17 protein-coding genes are annotated in these 19,014 nt (G+C 62.0%); 6 read left to right on the forward strand and 11 right to left on the reverse strand.

Translation table 11 applies throughout. From position 1 onward, the window contains the following. Positions 1–13: 13 nt before the first annotated feature. The 3 genes from ACFO24_RS11835 to ACFO24_RS11845 are packed head-to-tail and all read right to left on the reverse strand — an operon-like array spanning position 14 to position 2,907. Positions 14–952, reverse strand: a complete 939-nt coding sequence (locus ACFO24_RS11835; RefSeq protein WP_377738532.1) for an MlaD family protein — start codon at positions 950–952, stop codon at positions 14–16. 18 nt (positions 953–970) lie between these two features. Further along, on the reverse strand, positions 971–1,783 hold the full coding sequence (locus ACFO24_RS11840) for an ABC transporter ATP-binding protein (protein ID WP_377738533.1): 813 nt from the start codon (positions 1,781–1,783) through the stop codon (positions 971–973). 2 nt (positions 1,784–1,785) lie between these two features. Further along, positions 1,786–2,907, reverse strand: coding sequence for an MlaE family ABC transporter permease (locus tag ACFO24_RS11845; protein ID WP_207574042.1), 1,122 nt, complete (start codon positions 2,905–2,907; stop codon positions 1,786–1,788). Positions 2,908–3,195: 288 nt separating this feature from the next. On the opposite strand from ACFO24_RS11845, the gene ACFO24_RS11850 reads away from it, so the two are divergent. Both ACFO24_RS11850 and ACFO24_RS11855 read left to right on the forward strand, forming a co-directional pair. Continuing rightward, positions 3,196–3,948, forward strand: a complete 753-nt coding sequence (locus ACFO24_RS11850) for a sulfite exporter TauE/SafE family protein (RefSeq protein WP_377738534.1) — start codon at positions 3,196–3,198, stop codon at positions 3,946–3,948. A gap of 105 nt (positions 3,949–4,053) precedes the next feature. Then, positions 4,054–4,989: a DMT family transporter gene (locus ACFO24_RS11855; RefSeq protein ID WP_377738535.1), complete on the forward strand. Its 936-nt coding sequence runs from the start codon at positions 4,054–4,056 to the stop codon at positions 4,987–4,989. A gap of 15 nt (positions 4,990–5,004) precedes the next feature. On the opposite strand, the gene mrdA is transcribed toward ACFO24_RS11855, so the two are convergent. Genes mrdA through ACFO24_RS11875 form a run of 4 tightly spaced genes read right to left on the reverse strand, consistent with a single transcriptional unit; the run spans position 5,005 to position 9,685 of the window. Next, positions 5,005–7,086 (reverse strand): penicillin-binding protein 2, encoded by a 2,082-nt coding sequence (mrdA, locus tag ACFO24_RS11860; RefSeq protein ID WP_377738536.1) that lies wholly within the window; start codon positions 7,084–7,086, stop codon positions 5,005–5,007. Positions 7,087–7,122: 36 nt separating this feature from the next. Then, entirely contained in the window at positions 7,123–7,641 is a 519-nt protein-coding gene (gene mreD, locus ACFO24_RS11865; RefSeq protein WP_377738537.1) for a rod shape-determining protein MreD, read from the reverse strand. Further along, on the reverse strand, positions 7,638–8,642 hold the full coding sequence (gene mreC, locus ACFO24_RS11870) for a rod shape-determining protein MreC (protein ID WP_377738538.1): 1,005 nt from the start codon (positions 8,640–8,642) through the stop codon (positions 7,638–7,640). The genes mreD and mreC overlap by 4 nt, the downstream gene beginning before the upstream one ends. Then, the gene (locus ACFO24_RS11875; protein ID WP_207574048.1) at positions 8,639–9,685 is read right to left on the reverse strand and encodes a rod shape-determining protein; all 1,047 of its coding nucleotides are present in this window, start codon (positions 9,683–9,685) and stop codon (positions 8,639–8,641) included. The genes mreC and ACFO24_RS11875 overlap by 4 nt, the downstream gene beginning before the upstream one ends. A 224-nt stretch (positions 9,686–9,909) precedes the next feature. On the opposite strand from ACFO24_RS11875, the gene gatC reads away from it, so the two are divergent. From gatC to gatB, 3 genes are all read left to right on the forward strand, one after another. After that, complete coding sequence (gatC, locus tag ACFO24_RS11880; protein WP_207574049.1) at positions 9,910–10,209, forward strand: Asp-tRNA(Asn)/Glu-tRNA(Gln) amidotransferase subunit GatC; 300 nt, start codon at positions 9,910–9,912, stop codon at positions 10,207–10,209. A 19-nt stretch (positions 10,210–10,228) separates the two neighbouring features. Further along, positions 10,229–11,719, forward strand: coding sequence for an Asp-tRNA(Asn)/Glu-tRNA(Gln) amidotransferase subunit GatA (gene gatA / locus ACFO24_RS11885; RefSeq protein WP_377738539.1), 1,491 nt, complete (start codon positions 10,229–10,231; stop codon positions 11,717–11,719). Positions 11,720–11,818: 99 nt separating this feature from the next. Further along, on the forward strand, positions 11,819–13,354 hold the full coding sequence (gatB, locus tag ACFO24_RS11890) for an Asp-tRNA(Asn)/Glu-tRNA(Gln) amidotransferase subunit GatB (protein ID WP_377738540.1): 1,536 nt from the start codon (positions 11,819–11,821) through the stop codon (positions 13,352–13,354). 26 nt (positions 13,355–13,380) lie between these two features. Here gatB and ACFO24_RS11895 read toward each other — a convergent pair whose 3' ends face one another. Both ACFO24_RS11895 and ACFO24_RS11900 read right to left on the reverse strand, forming a co-directional pair. Further along, a complete protein-coding gene (locus ACFO24_RS11895; RefSeq protein ID WP_377738541.1) occupies positions 13,381–16,521 on the reverse strand; it encodes a bifunctional diguanylate cyclase/phosphodiesterase in 3,141 nt (1,046 codons plus the stop codon). A gap of 106 nt (positions 16,522–16,627) precedes the next feature. After that, complete coding sequence (locus ACFO24_RS11900; protein WP_377738542.1) at positions 16,628–17,266, reverse strand: MBL fold metallo-hydrolase; 639 nt, start codon at positions 17,264–17,266, stop codon at positions 16,628–16,630. A gap of 92 nt (positions 17,267–17,358) precedes the next feature. Here ACFO24_RS11900 and ACFO24_RS11905 point away from each other — a divergent pair, with 92 nt between their 5' ends. Next, a complete protein-coding gene (locus tag ACFO24_RS11905) occupies positions 17,359–17,880 on the forward strand; it encodes a flavin reductase family protein (RefSeq protein WP_377738543.1) in 522 nt (173 codons plus the stop codon). Positions 17,881–17,897: 17 nt separating this feature from the next. Here ACFO24_RS11905 and minE read toward each other — a convergent pair whose 3' ends face one another. Next, complete coding sequence (gene minE / locus ACFO24_RS11910) at positions 17,898–18,170, reverse strand: cell division topological specificity factor MinE (protein ID WP_207574055.1); 273 nt, start codon at positions 18,168–18,170, stop codon at positions 17,898–17,900. Positions 18,171–18,176: 6 nt separating this feature from the next. Continuing rightward, positions 18,177–18,989, reverse strand: coding sequence for a septum site-determining protein MinD (minD, locus tag ACFO24_RS11915; protein WP_377738544.1), 813 nt, complete (start codon positions 18,987–18,989; stop codon positions 18,177–18,179). Positions 18,990–19,014: the final 25 nt, after the last annotated feature.

Raw genomic sequence — 19,014 nt, forward strand, 5'->3', positions numbered from 1 at the left:
CAATCTCGCAAGGTTAAGGGGTGGCGGGCGCTGGGGGGGCAAAACCGGGCTCGCCCGGGCCGGGGCGCACGGTGCCGTTGCCGTAGATCAGGGACTGCGGGTTGGCATCAATATTGGCCATGGTGTGGCCCATTTGGCGCGAGGCCAGGCCCAAATCGCTGCTGGCGCGTTGGATGCCTGGCAGGGTGTAGCGCTCAAAGCGCTGGGCCGATTGCACCAGCGATTGGCTGCCGGTTTGCAGGTGCTGCAGCACCCCATCGGGGGCTTGCAGCCGGTCGGCCAGTTGGCCAAATTTTTCTCCGGTGCTGGCCAAGGTGCGGATGCCGCTGCGGCTGTCCTGCACCAAGGCGGGCAGCTCTTGCAAGATCGGATCGACGCGCTCGCCCAGCTGTTGCAGCGTGCGGTTGGTGTGGTTGAGGTTGTCCAGCAGCAGGCTAAAGCGCTCTTGGTTGGCATCGCCCAGCAGGCGATTGATGCGTTCGGCGGCTTCGTCGGCACGGCTCAAAATCATCATGCCCTGGTCGGCCAGCACGTTCAGCGGTGACGACTTCATGGGCAGGCGCGGCAGTCCGCTGGGGCCGGTGGGCTGGATGGGCGAGGGGCCGGGCTCGTCGTCCAGCTGCACATGGGCAATGCCGGTGACCCCTTGGTAGCCCAGTTGGGCGTAGGTGTAGCCGGGCTGGACGGGGGCTTGGCTATCAACCGCGATGCGAATGAGCAGGTGGCCATTGCGTTCGTGGTCAAAGCCAATGTGGGTGACTTTGCCCACGGCCACGCCCTTGTAGCGCACGGTGGCCTGGGGCTGCAGGCCGCTGATGGCATCGGTGGTGGACAGCTCGTAGCTGGTGTACTGGCGCTGGTCACGCGTGAGCCACAGGGCCAGGCCAACCAGCATGCTGGCCAGCACCAGCATGAAGATGCCGGCGGCCATGGCGTGGGATTTGTTTTCCATGGGGCAGTTGCTCCTTTGTTAGGCGGATGCCGGGGCGGCAAGGGGGGTGGCGCTGGGCGCTGGGGCCATGGCCCGGCGGCCCCGCTCGCCCTGGAAGAAGGTGGTGGTAAAGGGGTGCTCAAACTGCGCCACTTCCTGCGCCGTGCCGCTGACCAGCACGCGCTTTTCGGCCAGCACGGCCACGCGGCTGGACAGGGCAAACAGGGTGTCCAGATCGTGGGTGACCATGACCACGGTCAGGCCCAAATCAGCCTGCAGTTGGCGCAGCAGTGCGCAAAATTCGTCCGAGCTGGTGGGGTCCAGGCCGGCGGTGGGTTCATCCAGCAGCAGCAGTGGCGGGTCCATGATCAGCGCCCGCGCCAGCGCCACGCGCTTGATCATGCCGCCGGACAGATCGGCCGGGTTGCGGCTGGCGTGCTCGGGCTTGAGGCCCACCATTTGCAGCTTGATCATGGCCGCCTGGCGCACCACGGCGTCGGGCAGGCCGCCTTGCTCGCGCAGGGCAAAGGCGATGTTGTCCAGGACGCTGAACGCCGAGTACAGCGCCCCGTGCTGAAACAACATGCCCACGCGGGCCGAGGCCCCGGCGCGGCACAACTCGGCGGCGGGGCGGCCCAAGGTGGTGACCCGGCCTTTGCCCGGTTGCAGCAGCCCCAAAATTTGCCGCAGCAGCACGGTTTTGCCAGTGCCCGAGCCGCCAACGATGGACAGCATTTCGCCCCGGTGTACCTGCAGGTTTAAATCTTGGTGGACGGCAAAGGCCTGCTCGCCTTGGCCAAAAATGCTCCACAGCTGGTCGATGTCGATCATCACGTCGGACGGGCTGGTCATGCTTAGAACCCCACATCCTTGAAGGCCACGGCAAAAATCGCATCGACGATGATCACCATGGTGATTGAGCTGACCACCGAGGCGGTCGTGCCCGCTCCTAGGCTTTGCGTGTTGGGCTGCACGCGCAGGCCCCAGTGGCAGCCAATCAGCGCAATCCACACCCCAAACACCATGGCCTTGGTGCTGGCCAGCCACAGGTTGCTGACCTCTACGGCGCTGGGCAGGGCTTGCCAGAAGTAGGCTGGGGAGATGCCCATGGTCAGGTCGGCCGCCACAATGCCGCCAAGCAAGGTCGCCAGCGTGGTCCACAAACTAACCAGGGGCATGGCCAGTGCCAGGGCCATGGCCCGGGGCAGCACCAAGCGGTAGCCGTGCGAAATGCCCATGACTTGCATGGCATCCAGCTCTTCGGTGACGCGCATCACGCCAATTTGCGCCGTGATGGCCGAGCCCGAGCGCCCGGCCACCAAGATGGCGGCCAGCAGGGGCCCCAGCTCCCGAATCAGCGAGATGCCCAAAATATTTACGATAAAGGCTTCGGCCCCAAACTGGCGCAGCTGCAGCGCCATCAAATAGGCCAGCACCACGCCAATCAAAAAACCAACCAAGGCGGTAATTGGCAGGGCCGTGGCCCCCATGTTGAACAGGTGGCCAGAAAAATCACGCCACGGCCCCTTGTGGGGGGCCCGCAACAGGCGCAGGGCATCCAGCCACAAGCCCCCGATCAGCAGCAAGATGTCGCGGCCATGGCCCAAGGCGGCCAGCACCAAGGTGCCCAAATGCTCAATCGAACGGCCAAAGTAATACGGGCGCTGCGCCGGGGGGGTGGCGCTGGCAAAGCGGGCCACGCGCTCGAGCATGGCGCGTTGGCTGGGGTGGGTGTGCAATTGCGCGGGCCACTGGCCCTGCCAGTGCTGCCACAGCAACTGGGCCCCGAGGTGGTCCAGCCAGGCCAGCTGCGTCAAATCCCACACGGCCGCCGTGCCATGCCCGGCCAGCTGGCGCTGCAGGCGTTGCCATTGACCGCGCTGGCCCAATTCGGCGGCCCCCCAGCGGCCCAGCAGCACAATATGCTGGCCTGCGGCGTGTGTTTGGGGCTCAAGGCGGGGGGTGGGGTCGGTCATTAGGGGGGTGGTTTTAGCACAAATTGTTGCGGGGCTGACCTGGCCGTTGGCTGGCTGGCGATCCGGGGCATCGTTACTGACGATTGCACCCTAGGGAAAACTCTGTCTTATAGAAGACTTGTCTGCGGTTACATTGGCGGCACTTCTAGCGCTGCGAGACAACAGCGCGTGGAGGGCCCGAGGAGACAACTCGATCCATAACTAGAAATTTTTATCCAAGCGCCCGTCATGAGGTGTAGATTTTTTCCATAGCGCCGGTTTATCCGGCGCTTTTCTTTTTGGTGCGTGATGGAGTGGATAGTTGTTACCCTGGCCTCGGCCCTGGCGGGCATGGTCGATGCCATCGTGGGCGGCGGCGGGCTGATTTTGCTGCCGGCGTTGTTTGCGGTTTTTCCGGGGGCGGCACCAGCGACGTTGTTTGGCACGAATAAAAGTGCCGCCATTTGGGGCACGGCGGTGGCCTCGTGGCAGTACAGCCGCCGCGTTGCGGTGCGCTGGTCGGCGCTGTGGCCGGGCATTGCGGCGGCCTTTGCCGGGGCTTTTGCCGGGGCCTGGAGCGTGACGCTGATTGACCCGAGCTTTCTGCGCAAGTTGCTGCCGCTGATTTTGCTGGTTTTGCTGGTCTATACCCTGGCCAAAAAAGAGCTGGGGCGCACCCATGCGCCGCTGTTTCAGGGCCGCCAAGAGCAGTGGCGCACGGCGGCCATTGGGGCGGTGATTGGGTTTTACGATGGCTTTTTTGGGCCGGGTACGGGCAGCTTTTTTGTTTTTCTGTTGGTGCGCACCTTGGGGTATGACTTTCTCAATGCCTCGGTGAGTGCCAAGTTGCTCAATTTATCGACCAATATTGCCGCCCTGCTGCTGTTTGCCGCCAAGGGCCATATTTGGTGGCACTTTGCCGTGCCCTTGGCGCTGGCCAATGTGCTGGGCAGTGTGCTGGGCAGTTGGCTGGCCCTGCGCCATGGCACGGGGTTTGTGCGGGTGATCTTTATTGTGGTGGTCGGTGGCCTGATTGTGAAAACGGGGATGGATGCAATTTAAATAGCTGGTACCGCTTGTATATAGTCGTTTTATTTGAGTTTTGTATAAAAAATGACATTTAATAAGCGGTACAAGCTATTGTTTATGATGATTTTGGCCACTTGTATGACTTCTACTGCCACTTTTCGCTACGCCGGGGTGCTGGCTTTGCTGAGCGTGACCTTGGTGTGGGGGACAACCTTTCCAGCCATGAAATTGCTGGCCAACGATGTGCCGGCGTTGCACATTTTGGCCCTGCGTTTTGGCTTGGCCAGCGTGGCGTTGCTGCCGCTGTTTGTGCGGCTGCGGGGGGCGGAGTGGCGCTGGGGGCTGGTGCTGGGACTGCTTAATTTCATCGCCTTTTGGTTGCAGACCGAGGGCTTGGCGCTGATCAGCAGCAACCGCAATGCGTTTATTACCGGCTTGAATGTGTTGATCGTGCCGCTGCTGGCCTGGGTGGTGTTGCGCCGCCCGATGGGCTGGGCGATTGCGCTGGCCTGTGCCTTGGCGTTGGGCGGTTTGCAGCTGATGTTTTTTGAGGACAGCGCCTGGAGCTGGGGCGATACGCTGACCCTGTCCAGCGCCGTGTTTTTTGCCTTGTTTATTTTGACGCTGGAGCTGTGCGCCCTGCGCAACCGCCAGCAGCCGCTGCGCGCCACGCGGTTGGCGGCCGTGGTGTCGCTGACCATGTGCGCCTGCAGTGTGCTGGTGGCCCTGGGGATGGAAGCACAGCCTTTGCTCAGCGTGGCCCGCAGTTTGCCCTGGGGCAGCTGGCTCTCGCTGGGGTATTTGGCGGTGGTCGCCAGCGTGGGCGTGGTGGTGCTGCAAGCCTGGGGCCAGCAGCGGGTGGATGCCACGCGCAGCGCCATTATTTATGGGCTGGAGCCGGTGTTTGCCGCCATCACCGCCTGGTGGTGGATTGGTGAGCGCATGCACGCGCAGGCCATGCTGGGGGCGGCGTTGTTGGTTAGTGCCTTGATGGTCAGCCAGTGGGGGAGTGCGCCTGCCAGTGCGCCCCAGGCCGCCAAGCCCAGGGGGCGCGCGGCGGTGGCCCCCCATTAGAACGTGAACACGTTCTTAGTCCTCGGCAGCGCCACCAGCGCTATCTTGGGCGACCTCTTCGGGGGCAGGGGCTGGCGGTGCCTTGGCCGCAGCCGCAGGGGGCACCCAGGGGATGGCGCGCGGTGACAGGCCCGGAACGCTGACGCGCTCGTAGTGGTTGAGCATGTCGGCGGCGCGGCGTGGGGTGCCGATGGGGGTGCGGGCCAGGCCTTGGCGGCTGGCGGCCAAGTCTTGCTCGCTGGGGTAGTGGCCCAGCAGCCAGTAATCGAACACGCGCCGGGCGATGGGGGTGGCGGCGGTGGCCCCGAAACCCGCGTTTTCCACAATCACGGCCAGGGCGATTTCGGGCTGGTCTGCGGGGGCATAGGCGATGTACAGCGAATGGTCGCGCTGGCGCTCGGCCAGTTTGGCGGCGTTGTAGCGCTCTTTTTGGCCGATGGTCACGGCCTGGGCGGTGCCGGTTTTGCCTGCCGAGGTGTACGGTGCGCCGGCAAAAATGCCCCGTGCGGTGCCTTCTACCGTGACGGCTTGGGTGGCTTCACGCACGGCCTCGATGTTTTCGGGCTTGTAGCCTAGGGACAGGCCCGGCGGCTGCGGCAAGGCGTGGTATTGCCGCGTGACGGCATCAATGCGCCCCAGGCCCAAATGCGGCTGGTGTTGCACGCCCCGGTTGGCCAGCATGGCCGTGGCGTGGGCCAGTTGCAGCATGGTGAAGTGGTTGTAGCCCTGGCCAATGCCCAGGGAAATGGTCTCCCCGGCGTACCAGCGTTTTTGTTCCGGGCGTTTGTAGGTGTTGCGCTTCCACTGCATGCTGGGCAGCACGCCGGGGGATTCGCCCTCCAGGTCAATGCCGGTGGGCCGCCCAAAGCCCATGGGCGAGAGGTAGTCGTGGATCAAGTCCACGCCCATGTCGTTGGCCAGCATGTAGTAGTACACGTTGGACGATTTGATGATGGAGCGGCGCAAATTGGTCGGCCCATTGGGGTGGCCCGAGCGGAAGGTGTGGCCACCAAAGGTCCAGCTGCCGTTGTCTTGGATGGTGGTGTCGATCTTGCGCTTGCCCGATTCCAGCCCCGCCAAGCCCATGAAGGGTTTGTAGGTGGAGCCGGGCGGGTAGGTGCCCCGCAGGGCCCGGTTGAGCAAGGGGCGGTCGATGGAGGTGTTGAGCAGGTCCCAGTTTTCCTGGTCAATGCCGCCAATGAACAAGTTGATGTCGTAGCCCGGCTTGCTCACCATGGCCAGCACTTCGCCATTGCGCGGGTCGATGGCGACCAAGGCCCCCCGGCGCTCGCCAAACAGGTCCTCAACCAGCTTTTGCAGGCCCACGTCCAGGCTCAGCACCAAGGTGTCGCCCGGTATGGCATCGCGGCTGTTCAGGCGGCGCACGGCAAAGCCGCCGGCGGTGGTCTCTAGTTGCTCCCAGCCGGTTTGGCCGTGCAGTTGTTTTTCGTAGCTTTGCTCAATGCCCAGTTTGCCGATGACTTCGGTGCCACGGTAGTTGGCGGCATCGTCGGATTCGTCGATCAGCTCCTGCTCTTTGGTGTTGATGCGGCCGATGTAGCCCACCACATGGCCGGCCACTTCCCCCAAGGGGTAGGTGCGAAACAAGCGGGCTTTGACATCCACCCCGGGAAAGCGCCAGCGCTGGGCGGTGAAGCGGGCCACTTCCTCGTCGGTCAGTCGGCTGCGCAGGGGGATGGATTCGAAGCTTTTGCTATCGGCCATCAAGCGCTTGAACTGGCGGCGGTCGCGGGCGCTGATGGGGACGATTTCAGAGATGGCCTGGATGGTGGCCTCCAGGTCTTCGACCTGGGAGCGGGTGATCTCCAGCGTGTAGGCCGAGTAGTTGGTGGCCAGCACAATGCCATTGCGATCCACAATGCGCCCGCGATTGGGCACGATGGGCACCACGGCGGTGCGGTTGCTCTCGGCCCGCTCGGAAAAAGCCGCGTAGCGTTGCACTTGCAGCACAGACAAACGGTAGGCCAGTAGCGCAAACAGCAGCAAGACGACCAGCCCCAGCACCAACACCCGCAGGCGAAAGCTTTGTGTTTCGGCTTGGGTGTAGAGGCTGCGAAAATTTAAACGACTGGCCATGGCGGCGCTCCCATCCCTTCGCGTCCTGTGCGCAGCTTACAAAGGCCGTTCATTGTCGTGCACGGGGGCGCGGCGCTGGGGGGCGAGCAAAACCGCCACGGCCACAGGCCACAGCAAGCTTTCGAGCACCGGTGCCCAGGCCAGGCCAAAACCCGGAAAGATTCCGCCAGCGGCCAGGCGAATCAGCACTTGCAGCAAATGGGCCCCAAAAAATACGGGCAGCATTTGCAAGGCTTGCTTCCAGCCGGAAAACCACAGCAACCGGCGACTGCTGTTTTGCCCGACAAACACCACCAGCGCATACACCAGCGCATGCTGGCCCAGCAAAGCCGTTTGCTGGACATCGATCAGCAAGCCCAGAAAAAACGCCACGCCCATGCCCACGCGCTGGGGCTGGTGGATGCCCCAAAAAGCCAGCACCAGCAGCAACAGATCTGGCATCCAAATCCAGTTGCTGGTGGGCAGCAAATTCACCACCAGCGCCAAAAACAAGCTCAGGCCAATAAACCAAGGGCTGGCTGGGAGCAAAAGCTGCTCGCCACGCGGCATGATCATGGCTGTCTCTCCTGCCCTGGGGGGGCTGCGGGGGTGGCCCGGCGCTGGGCGGATTTGTCGTCGCGGGCTTTTTTCTTGGCATCGGCGTTGGACTGGCTCAGCGTGGCCAATTCCTGGGCAATGGGCCGCTCGGCAGCCAAGACGCTGTTGCGCGGGGTCAGTACCAGCACATGGCGGGTGCCCTGCATTTTGGCCAGGGGCTGGCTGTCAATGCGTAAAAAGGCGGTGGCACCTTGGCGCTCGACCGCCGTGACCACCGCCACAGGCAGGCCCGGGGGGTAAATGCCATCAAGGCCGCTGGTGACCAAGGCATCGCCAGGCTGCACATCACTGTCTCTGGGCATGTAGCGCAGCTCCACGGTGTCGCTGGTCAGGTTGGAGGCCAGGCCATACATCACCCCCCGCACCCCGGTGCGGCTGACTTCGGTCGGGATGGCCTGGTCGCGGTCCACCAGCAAGCGCACTTCGCTGGTAAAGGGTTGCACCCGCACCACCTGGCCTAGCACGCCAGCGGCATCCATCACGGGGCTGCCGGGCACGATGCCAGCCATTTGGCCCTGGTCCAAAATAATGCGGCGGGAATACCGATCGGGCGATTCGTACACCACTTCGGCGGCTTGGGCCGGTACTGGCAAGCGCTCACGCAGGTTGAGCAGGCCGCGCAATTGTTGGTTTTCTTGTGCGAGCAGCTGGGCTTGGTGGGCTTGCAGGCTGATGGCGGTGATTTTGGCCTCGGCCTCGTGGGCAGCCCTTTGGGCCGCTTCCAGCTTTTCCAGGTAGTCGGCGCTGTCGCTGATCCAGCGCAGCGGCTGCAGCAGTGCCAATTGCACCGGGTAGAGCACCGTGGCCAGCGCCTGGCGCAACGGGGCCGTGATTTGTAGCCGGGCATCAGCCACCATAAGGGCGAGGGAAAGAGCGCAAAAAACCGCCAACTGCGTAGGCGCAGGCAGGCGGTTTTTAAACAGCGAGGGTGCATCCCTTTCCAGGGTGCGCAGGCTCATGGTTCGCTGGTGAAGATGCCGCCTTGGCGATCGAGGTGGTCCAGCGCCATGCCACAGCCGCGCACCACGCAGGACAGGGGGTCTTCGGCCACCAGCACGGGCAGTCCGGTTTCCTCGGACAGCAAGCGGTCCAAATCGCGCAGCAGCGCCCCGCCGCCGGTCAGCATCATGCCGCGCTCGGCAATGTCCGCACCCAGCTCCGGGGGGGTTTGCTCCAGCGCATTTTTGACCGCGCTGACGATTTGGTTGAGCGGCTCGTTCAGGGCTTCGAGCACTTCGTTGCTAGAAATAGTGAAGCTGCGCGGCACGCCTTCAGACAGGTTGCGCCCGCGCACTTCAATTTCTTTGACCTCGGTACCGGGGAAGGCGCTACCAATTTCTTTTTTAATCATCTCGGCCGTGGGCTCGCCAATCAGCATGCCGTAGTTGCGGCGGATGTAGCTGATGATGGATTCGTCAAATTTGTCGCCGCCCACGCGCACGCTGCCTTTGTACACCATGCCGCCCAGCGAGATCACGCCCACCTCGGTGGTGCCGCCGCCAATATCGACCACCATCGAGCCCGAGGCTTCGGACACCGGCAGCCCGGCGCCAATGCCGGCGGCCATGGGCTCTTCAATCAAAAAGACCCCTGCGGCCCCTGCGGCCTCAGCGGCATCTTTGATGGCGCGGCGCTCCACCTGGGTGGAACCGCAGGGCACACAGATGATGATGCGCGGGCTGGGGGCCAAGACGTTGCGCGGGTGCACCATTTTGATGAACTGCTTGATCATCTGCTCCGTGATGACAAAGTCGGCAATCACCCCGTCTTTCATGGGGCGAATGGCTTCGATATTGCCGGGCACCTTGCCCAGCATGGCCTTGGCATCGCGGCCCACGGCTTGAATCACTTTTTTGCCGTGGGGGCCACCCTCGTGGCGGATGGCCACGACCGAGGGTTCGTTGAGCACCACGCCTTTGTCGCGGGCGTAAATCAAGGTGTTGGCGGTACCGAGGTCAATGGCCAAATCGGTGGAGAAATATCGGCGGAAAGCTCCGAACATTGAGAAAGTTCCTTTTCGGCACGGCACGCGCTTCGGCTTGCCATCGCCGGGTCATGAGAGTCAGAGAGAGAGGGAGGGGTTTTACGCATTTGCGCGCACAAAGAAGGGGCTTTTTGCGCAAAGGCAAGATAATACCGCATCGCCTGTGAACAGCTCAGGCCCAATGGCATTGCTGCAGCAGACGTTACGTCCCGTTGCACGCCCGTTTTATTTTGAATTGCACTATGGCCCTCACCCCTCACGACATTGACCGCATTGCCCATCTGGCGCGATTGGAACTCTCCCCGCAAAAAAGCGAGCAAATGCGCACCCAGTTGAATGATTTTTTCGGCATGGTTGCGCAGATGCAAACCGTTGATACGGCGGGCATCGAGCCGCTGACCCACCCCGTGGCCGTGCTGCAGGACGTGCAGCTGCGCCTGCAGGACGATGTGGTCACCGAGACCAATCAGCGCGATGCCTATTTGCGCAACGCCCCGGCGGCCGAGCAAGGCCTGTTCCTGGTTCCCAAAGTCATCGAATAACAAGCGCCTGGCTAGTTTTATGAGCACCCAAGATTTGCACCATTTAAGCATTGCGGCCCTGGCCGCGCAGATTCGCAACCGCCACACCAGCGCCACCGAGGTGGCCCAGCACTTTTTACAGCGCGCCAAAGCCCAGCAGGCCTTGGGCGCATTTTTGGCGCTGGATGAAGACATCACCTTGGCCCAAGCCCAGGCGCAAGATGCCGCCCTGGCCGCTGGCCAAGCCGGCCCCCTGGCGGGCGTGCCCATTGGGCACAAAGATGTGTTTGTCACCCGCGACTTTCCCACCACCGCCTCCAGCCGCATGCTGGCCGGTTACCGCTCACCGTTTGATGCCACGGTGGTGACCCGCCTGGCCGAGGCCGGTTGCGTCACGCTGGGCAAATTGAGCTGCGATGAATTTGCCATGGGCAACGGCAACGAAAGCGCCGCCATCGCCCCCGTGGGCATGGACGCACCCGCCCCGGTGCGCAACCCCTGGGACACCCAGCGCGTGCCCGGTGGCTCGTCCGGCGGCAGCGCCGCTGCGGTGGCCGCCCGCATGGTGGCGGCGGCCACGGGCACCGACACCGGCGGCTCGATCCGCCAGCCGGCCAGCTTTTGCGGCATTACCGGCATCAAACCCACCTATGGCCGTGCCAGCCGCTACGGCATGATTGCTTACGCCTCCAGCCTCGACCAGGCCGGCCCCATGGCGCACAGCGCCGAAGACTGCGCCCTGCTGCTGTCGGTAATGTGCGGCCCCGATGCCGAGCGCGATGCCACCAGCCTGGACGTGCCGGCCGAGAACTTCACCCGCCAGCTGGGTGACAGCATCGAAGGGCTGCGCATTGGTGTGCCCGCCCAGTTCTTTGCCGACGGCCTGGCCGACGATGTGCGCACGGCCATCGACGCAGCGCTGAAAGAATACGAAAAACTCGGTGCCACGCTGGTGCCGGTGCAACTGCCGCGCACCCAGCTGTCGGTGCCGGCCTACTACATCATCAGCCCGGCCGAGGCCAGCTCCAACCTCTCGCGCTTTGACGGCGTGCGCTACGGCCACCGCACGGCCAACCCCGTGGATTTGCAGGATTTGTACAAAAAATCGCGTGCCGAAGCGTTTGGTGACGAGGTGCAACGGCGCATCATGATTGGTGCCTACGTGCTGTCTGAAGGCTATTACGACGCTTACTACCTGCAAGCGCAAAAAATCCGCCGTTTGATTGCCAATGACTTCCAGGCCGCCTTCAAGGATTGCGACGTGATTGCCGGGCCGGTGGCCCCCAGCGTGGCCTGGCAGTTGGGCGACAAGGCCGACCCGCTGGCCAGCTACCTGGCCGATGTGTTCACCCTGCCGGCCTCGTTGGCCGGGCTGCCGGCCATGAGCCTGCCGGTCGGTTGGGGGGCCCACCAGATGCCGGTGGGCCTGCAGCTGATTGGCAACTACCTGCAAGAGGGCCGCTTGCTGAATGTGGCGCACCGCTTCCAGCAGGTCACCGATTTTCACCAGGCCGAGCCCAAGAGTATTTAATTTATAGCTGTTTGCGCTTGATACTCGTTGTTTTTAATATAAAAACACTTGAAAACATTGAAAAACAAGCGCCAGCAGCTCCTTTAAAGATTGCACACCATGACTGCCCCTTTGATCAACGGTTACGAAGTCGTCATCGGCTTTGAAACCCACGCCCAACTGGCCACGGCCAGCAAAATCTTCAGCCGCACCAGCACCGCCTTTGGCGCCGAGCCCAACACCCAGGCCAGCGCCGTCTGCCTGGCCTTGCCCGGCACGCTGCCGGTGATGAACAAAAAGGCGGTCGAATGCGCCATCCAGCTGGGCCTGGCCCTGGGCTCGCACGTGGCCCCGCGCAGCATTTTTGCCCGCAAAAATTATTTCTACCCCGACCTGCCCAAGGGCTACCAGATCAGCCAGTTTGAAATCCCCGTGGTGCAGGGCGGCGAGGTCAGCTTTTATTTGGGCGACGAGAAAAAAACCGTGCGCCTGGTGCGCGCCCACTTGGAAGAAGATGCGGGCAAATCCGTCCACGACCTGTTCCCCAACGAATCGGGCATTGACCTGAACCGTGCCGGTACGCCGCTGCTGGAAATTGTCACCGAGCCGGACATGCGCTCCTCGCTGGAGGCCGTGGCCTACGCCAAAGAGCTGCACAAAATCGTCACCTGGATCGGCATTTGCGACGGCAACATGCAAGAAGGCTCGTTTCGCTGCGATGCCAACGTCAGCGTGCGCAAGCCGGGCCAGCCGCTGGGCACGCGCCGCGAGATCAAAAATTTGAACTCGTTTCGCAACATGCAGCAGGCCATTGATTACGAAATCCGCTGGCAAATCGAGCAACTCGAAGACGGCTACGCCATCGAGCAGGCCACGGTGCTGTTCAACCCAGACACGGGCGAAACCCGCGCCATGCGCACCAAGGAAGATGCGGCCGATTACCGCTACTTTCCTGACCCCGACCTGCCGCCGCTGGTCATTGCCCCCGAATGGATTGAGCAGGTCAAGGCCGCCATGCCCGAGCTGCCCCGCGCCATGGCCGAGCGCTTTGTCCAGCAGTACGGCCTGCCCGAGTACGACGCGACCACGCTGACCCAGTCGCAAGCCATGGCCGCCTACTTTGAAGAGGCGGCCCAAGCCTGCGGCCAGCCCAAACTGGCCAGCAACTGGGTGATGGGCGAAATCTCGCGCCGCCTGAATACAGAAGAGATCGGCATGGAGGCGGTCAAAGTCAGCAGCGCGCAGCTGGCCGCGCTGATTGGCCGCATTCAGGACGGCACCATTTCCAACAACGCCGCCAAGCAAGTGTTTGAGGCGCTGTGGGAGGCGAACACGACGCAACCCTCAATCACTACTAACGCAAACGGTACTCGTACGATTCGCGACTTCATCGAAGACACCGTCAAATTGTCCGATGATTTGCAGGCAATCGACCAGATCATCGAAGCCAAGGGCCTGAAGCAAATGAACGACAGCGGCGCGCTGGAGAAAATCATCGACGAGGTGATTGCCGCCAACCCCGCCAACGTGGAGCAATACAAAGCCGGTAAAGACAAGGCGTTTAACGCCCTGGTCGGGCAGGTGATGAAGGCGAGCAAGGGCAAGGCCAATCCGGCCCAGGTGAATGCGCTGCTGAAAGCCAAGCTCGACGGCTAAGCGCACGCGGCTGGCGCGTGCGCTGGCTAGCGGTGTTGGGTGGGGGCGCCGGTGGGCCGATGCGCACTGCCAAATTGCGCCACCCACTCGGCAAACTCGGCCACGGGCAGTGGGCGGCTGAAGTAGTAGCCTTGCCAGGTGGTGCAGCCGTTGTGCTGCAAAAAGTCGCGTTGGGCGGCGGTTTCTACCCCTTCGGCAATCACGCGCAGGCCCAGGCTGGTGCCCAGGGCCACCACGGTGCGGGCGATAGCAGCATCGTTCGCGTCTGTAAGGACATCACGGACAAAACCCTGGTCAATCTTTAGCTGGTCCAGCGGTAAGCGCTTCAAATAAGCGAGCGAAGAGTAGCCGGTGCCAAAGTCATCGAGTGAAAACGCGATGCCGTGGCGTTTGAGTTGCAGCATTTTCTCGATGGTGTCTTCCACATCGTGCAGCAGCAGACCTTCGGTTAGCTCCAACTCCAGGGCGCGTGGATCGGCCCCGGTTTGGGTAATGGCAGCAATGACTTGTTCGACAAAATTGGGCTGGTGAAACTGCCGGGGGCTGACGTTGATGGCGATGCTCAGGTGCGCCATGTGCGGGTTGCTGGCCCAAGCGGCCAGCTGGGCGCAGGCCGTTTGCAGCACCCACTGCCCCAGGGCCAGAATTTGACCACTGTCTTCGGCCAGGGGAATGAACAGGCCGGGGGCGATGAGCCCGCGCTCGGGGTGGCGCCAGCGAATGAGCGCCTCGCAACCGATGACCTGGTGGGCATGCACCTGCGGTTGGAAGAACAGCTCGAAATGCCCTTGCTCCAGGCTGGTGCGCATTTCGGCTTCCATTTGCACACGCTCTTGAATGGCCATGTGCATATTCGGGGAGTAGAACTGCAGCGTATTGCGGCCAGCGGTTTTGGCTTGGTACATGGCCAGATCGGCGCGTTTGAGCAGTTCGTCGGCCGGCGGCTGGGTTCCTTGGAACAAGGTGATGCCCACGCTGGCAGTGGTGTGGTAAGGCTCGCCTTTTAAGATAAAGGGGGCGCGAAAGACTTCCAAAATACGCTGGCCCATGCGCTCGGCCAGGGTGACGGCTTCGCCCGGCAGGGGGGAGAGGTGGTCTAGCAGCACCACAAACTCATCATCCCCATGGCGGGCGACGGCGGGGCCTTTTTGCACGCAACTGCGCAGACGTTCGGCCACTTGCTGCAGCAAGGTGTCGCCCGATTCATGGCCTTTGATTTCATTGACGGTTTTAAAATGGTCAATGTCCAGCATCAGCACTGCGCCATAGGTTTTTTCTTCGGCGCTGGCGGTCAAGGTGTGCCGCAAGGTCATTAAAAGCTGGCGGCGGTTGGGCAGTTGGGTAAGGGGGTCGTAGTACTCCAAGTAGGTAATTTTTTCCTCGGCCGCTTTGCGCTGGGTCAGGTCCTGGGTCATGACCAGCTGGGCATCGCCCAACAGCACGCCGGAAATTTCCAAGATGCAGGGGCTGCCGTCGGCCCGGGTGATGTGGTACTCCGCAGGAGGAATCAAACCATCCCCGTCCCGGGCATGTGCCAGGGCCGCATCCCACTGGGCGTGTACTTGTTCGCGCAGCACGGGGTCGGGGTAGGCGCTGGCCCACCAGGTGGGCAGATCCGGGACGGTGGCGGCATCAAAGCCGCTGATTTGAATGAAGCGTGCATTGCGGAAGGTGATGGCGTTGTTTTTCTCGACCCAATGAATGCCCACCGGCATGTGGTTCAAGATGTTGCGTTGCTGGGCCTCACGCTGGCACAGCATCTCTTGAATTTGGTGCTTGGCGGTAATGTCTTGCAACACGGCCAAATGGTAGGTGGGGGCCTGGCCGGTGGGCCACATGGGGGAGATGTTTACATCGACCCAGATGGTGTGCCCATCCTTGTGGCGCATGCGTTGTTCGATGCGGTATTCATGAATTTCCCCTTTGAGCAGACGCTGCTGCTGGGCCATGGCCTGGGACAAGTCCTGGGGATCGACCAATTCTTGGAAAGACCGGGTGGCCAGCTCCTGCGCGGTGTAGCCCAAAATGTGGGCACAGCGGGCGTTGGTTTGCAGCAAGTGCCCAGTTTGCGTATCGGCCAGCGCGATGCCCACGGTGGCTTGGTTAAAGATGGCTTGGAAGTTGGCCTCGCTGGTCTTCAAGGCCCGCGCATGGCGGCGCACCAGCCAGCTGACAAAGCCCCCCAGCAACAACGACAGCAAGCCGCCGCCTGCGCCCAGCCACCAAGGCTGCATGCGCTCGGCCGCAGACAGCAGCGGTTGGGTGGGTAAAAACTCCAAGCGCCAACGCCGGTCAAGAATTTGGACAATGCGCACCTGCGGTGGCAGGTGCCGCATCTGCAGGGCAGAGGTAAAACCGCTGGATTGGCCCAGCAGCAAGGGGGCCGTGGCCGGCTTCTGGGGCAGCGGGCCGATATCGTGCATCTGCACGGCCACACCCCGGAAAAATCCTTGTGCTGCCAGGCTGCCCAGCATTGCTGTCACATCGACGGCGGAGCCGACCGAGCCGAGGAACTCGCGCTCTTGCGCAGTGCCCCAGGGCTGGGGGGTTTCCAGAAAAACCGGCAAGCGCAGCATGAACCCCGAGCGCTCTTTGTCTTGCTTCAGGATAAAAGGGGCGGAAATTGTCGGCTGGCCGCTGGCCCGCCCAGCCAGCAGGGCGGCGAGGTTGTTGGGTTGCTCGGTCAGATCCAGCCCCCAGATGCTTTGGTTGTTGTCCAACGGCCAGAGGAACTCTAGCAAGAAGTATTCTTCACGCACTGCGCTGGGCATGGCTGGCAAGGCCATGCCAGTGCGCAAGGCCTGCTCCTGCATGCGCTTGGCATAGGCGGGCAGCGCCTGCTGGGGCACCCGGCGGACAAAGGACAAAGAGCGTATTTCCGGGTAATTTTCCCCGACGTTGTGAATCGATGTGACCTGCTGAAACTGGTCAAAACGCAGGTAGGGATTGACCAGAAACAGATCGCGCAGTCCGGCCGTGAACTCGGTGTAGGCCGCAATGCGCTGGGACAGTGCATCGGTCGAGGAGCGCACCTCTTGGGTAAAGCGCACCTGGGCCAGGGTGGCGTTGGCCTGGCGCTGCTGCTCTACCAAGCCATAGGTTAGCCCCCAGCCGGTCACCACGATGACCGCTGCCGTCAGCCAGTGGCCGCATTGGCGCCAAAACATGCTTCTTGCCCTTTGGGATCAAACGAAAACTGCAGCTTATCGGGCTTTGGTGGCGCTCAAAAGGGGCCAAACCCGTAAATTTGCCCTGCTGGGGGGCGGCTGGCTTTCAGGTGTTGCCGACAAAGGGGTTGGTCAGGCGCTCCTGGCCAAAGCTGCTCTCGGGGCCATGGCCGGGGATGAAGATGGTGTCGTTGCCCATAGGCCACAGGCGCTGGGTGATGCTGTCGATCAGTTGCTGGTGGTTGCCTTGCGGAAAATCCGTGCGGCCAATGCTGCCGGCAAACAGCACATCGCCGACAAAGCAGCGCTGAATTTGCGGGGCATGAAACACCACATGGCCGGGGGTGTGGCCCGGGGTGTGGCGCACGTGCAGGGTTTCGCGGCCTACTTGCACGGTGTCGCCATCTTCCAGCCAGCGCGTGGGGATAAAGGTGCCCGCAGGCGGAAAACCAAACATCAGGCTTTGTTGGGGCAGGCCGTCAATCCAGAACTGGTCGCCTCGGTGGGGGCCGATGATGGGCACATTGGCTTGTTGGGCCAGGGCCGCCGTCCCGCCGGCATGGTCGATGTGGGCGTGGGTTAGCCACAGGGCGGTGAGGGTGAGCTGCTGCGCCTGGAGCTGGGCCAATAGGGTGTCGATATCGCCGCCGGGGTCAATGAGGGCCGCTTCGTGGGTCTGGTCGCACCACAGCAAAGAGCAGTTTTGTTGAAAGGCGGTAACAGGAATGGTCAGGTAATGCAGCATAGGGGTGATTCTAAGTTTGTGCAGACCTTGGATAATTATTGGTTTATCCAAAAAAAAATCCGAACACCTGCACTTTCTTGAAAGCTTGGCCCATGTCCCTTCCCGATTGCCCTGTCCCGTTTTCTGAGCATCAACTGCGCGATGCCTTGGGGCAATTTGCCACGGGGGTCACGATTGTGACCACGGTGGATGCCGCCGGCCAGCCGGTGGGCATGACGGTGAGCTCCTTCAATGCGGTATCGCTCAATCCACCGCTGGTGTTGTGGAGCCTGGGCCGTGCGACCTCGCTGTACCCGGTGTTTGCAAGCTGCCAGCACTACGCTATTCACGTGCTGGCGCTGGAGCAAGAGGCGCTGGCACGGCGTTTTGCCAGCAAAGTGGAGCAACGCTTTGCCGGGGTGGGCTGGCAGGCCAATGCCCAGGGGGTGCCAATTATCCCGGGGGCCGGGGCCGTGTTTGAATGTGCGCTGCGCTACCAGTATGACGGGGGCGACCACCTCATCATCGTGGGCGAAGTGCTGCAGTGCCAACACCAAAGCGTTGCGCCCTTGCTCTACCACGCAGGTCAATTGGGCCTGCGCTTGGCAGCGCCGTCCGATGGACCTTGCCGCTAGCCCCTGCAGGTGGGTGGTTAGCGTGCCGTGGCGGGGGCTTCTGGCAACTCGACCTTGACTTCGAGCACTTCCAGATTGTCTTGGCGCTCGAAATTGACTTTGATGTCCTCGGGGTTGATCGAGACATATTTGGAGACCACGGCCATCAATTCGCGCTGCAGTGCGGGCAGATAGTCGGGTTCGGCGCTGCTGCCATTGACGCACTCGCGGGCCAGGATGATTTGCAGGCGCTCTTTGGCAATGGCCGCAGATTTTTTCTTTTCGCCCAGCAGCATGGAAATAATCGACATGGCTGCTTACCTCCCGCCAAAAATGCGTTTGAAAAATCCGGTTTTTACCGCCTCGGTAAAGCGCATCGGGCGCTCTTCGCCCAGCAGTCGGGCCACCACATCTTGGTAGGCTTGGGCGGCATCGGCATCGGGCATGTGGATGACGGGAATGCCTTGGTTGGAGGCTTGCAGCACGATTTCAGATTCGGGGATCACGCCCACCAGGGGGATGCGCAAAATGTCTTCAACATCTTTAATCGAGAGCATTTGCCCCTCTTCGACCCGGGCCGGGTTGTAGCGCGTAATGAGCAAATGCTCTTTGATGCTGCCGCCGTCTTTGGCTTTGTTTGTTTTGGAGCTGAGCATGCCCAAGATGCGATCGGAGTCCCGCACGGAGGAGACTTCTGGGTTGGTGGTCACTATGGCCTCATCGGCGTAGCGCATGGCCAGCAAAGCGCCGCTTTCAATGCCGGCGGGCGAATCGCACAGGATGTAGGCAAAGTCCATGGCGGCAAGATCGTCCAGCACTTTTTTCACGCCCTCGTCGGTCAGGGCATCTTTGTCGCGGGTTTGCGAAGCGGCCAAAATGAACAGGTTGTCGCACTGTTTGTCTTTGATCAAGGATTGGTGCAGGTTGGCCTCGCCTTGAATGACGTTGATCAGGTCGTACACCACGCGCCGTTCGCAGCCCATGATGAGGTCTAAGTTGCGCAGACCCACATCAAAGTCAATCACGACGGTTTTATGGCCACGCAGGGCCAAGCCTGCGGCAAGGCTGGCGCTGGTGGTGGTTTTGCCCACTCCGCCTTTGCCGGAAGTGATCACAATAATTTTGGCCATATAGAGCAGGGTTCCTAGGGGCAAA

The organism is Comamonas denitrificans (assembly GCF_042654745.1).
Classification (GTDB): Bacteria; Pseudomonadota; Gammaproteobacteria; order Burkholderiales; family Burkholderiaceae_C; genus Comamonas; species Comamonas denitrificans.

Excerpts from the sequence above, each read along its gene's own strand:
- minE (WP_207574055.1), bottom strand. The coding sequence starts at position 18,170 with ATGTCGATTATTTCCATGCTGCTGGGCGAAAAGAAAAAATCTGCGGCC.
- ACFO24_RS11895 (WP_377738541.1), bottom strand. The coding sequence starts at position 16,521 with ATGTTTTGGCGCCAATGCGGCCACTGGCTGACGGCAGCGGTCATCGTG.
- gatA (WP_377738539.1), top strand. The coding sequence starts at position 10,229 with ATGAGCACCCAAGATTTGCACCATTTAAGCATTGCGGCCCTGGCCGCG.
- ACFO24_RS11900 (WP_377738542.1), bottom strand. The coding sequence starts at position 17,266 with ATGCTGCATTACCTGACCATTCCTGTTACCGCCTTTCAACAAAACTGC.
- ACFO24_RS11845 (WP_207574042.1), bottom strand. The coding sequence starts at position 2,907 with ATGACCGACCCCACCCCCCGCCTTGAGCCCCAAACACACGCCGCAGGC.
- ACFO24_RS11855 (WP_377738535.1), top strand. The coding sequence starts at position 4,054 with ATGACTTCTACTGCCACTTTTCGCTACGCCGGGGTGCTGGCTTTGCTG.
- ACFO24_RS11875 (WP_207574048.1), bottom strand. The coding sequence starts at position 9,685 with ATGTTCGGAGCTTTCCGCCGATATTTCTCCACCGATTTGGCCATTGAC.
- mreD (WP_377738537.1), bottom strand. The coding sequence starts at position 7,641 with ATGATCATGCCGCGTGGCGAGCAGCTTTTGCTCCCAGCCAGCCCTTGG.
- ACFO24_RS11905 (WP_377738543.1), top strand. The coding sequence starts at position 17,359 with ATGTCCCTTCCCGATTGCCCTGTCCCGTTTTCTGAGCATCAACTGCGC.
- ACFO24_RS11850 (WP_377738534.1), top strand. The coding sequence starts at position 3,196 with ATGGAGTGGATAGTTGTTACCCTGGCCTCGGCCCTGGCGGGCATGGTC.
- minD (WP_377738544.1), bottom strand. The coding sequence starts at position 18,989 with ATGGCCAAAATTATTGTGATCACTTCCGGCAAAGGCGGAGTGGGCAAA.
- mrdA (WP_377738536.1), bottom strand. The coding sequence starts at position 7,086 with ATGGCCAGTCGTTTAAATTTTCGCAGCCTCTACACCCAAGCCGAAACA.
- gatC (WP_207574049.1), top strand. The coding sequence starts at position 9,910 with ATGGCCCTCACCCCTCACGACATTGACCGCATTGCCCATCTGGCGCGA.
- gatB (WP_377738540.1), top strand. The coding sequence starts at position 11,819 with ATGACTGCCCCTTTGATCAACGGTTACGAAGTCGTCATCGGCTTTGAA.
- ACFO24_RS11840 (WP_377738533.1), bottom strand. The coding sequence starts at position 1,783 with ATGACCAGCCCGTCCGACGTGATGATCGACATCGACCAGCTGTGGAGC.
- mreC (WP_377738538.1), bottom strand. The coding sequence starts at position 8,642 with ATGAGCCTGCGCACCCTGGAAAGGGATGCACCCTCGCTGTTTAAAAAC.
- ACFO24_RS11835 (WP_377738532.1), bottom strand. The coding sequence starts at position 952 with ATGGAAAACAAATCCCACGCCATGGCCGCCGGCATCTTCATGCTGGTG.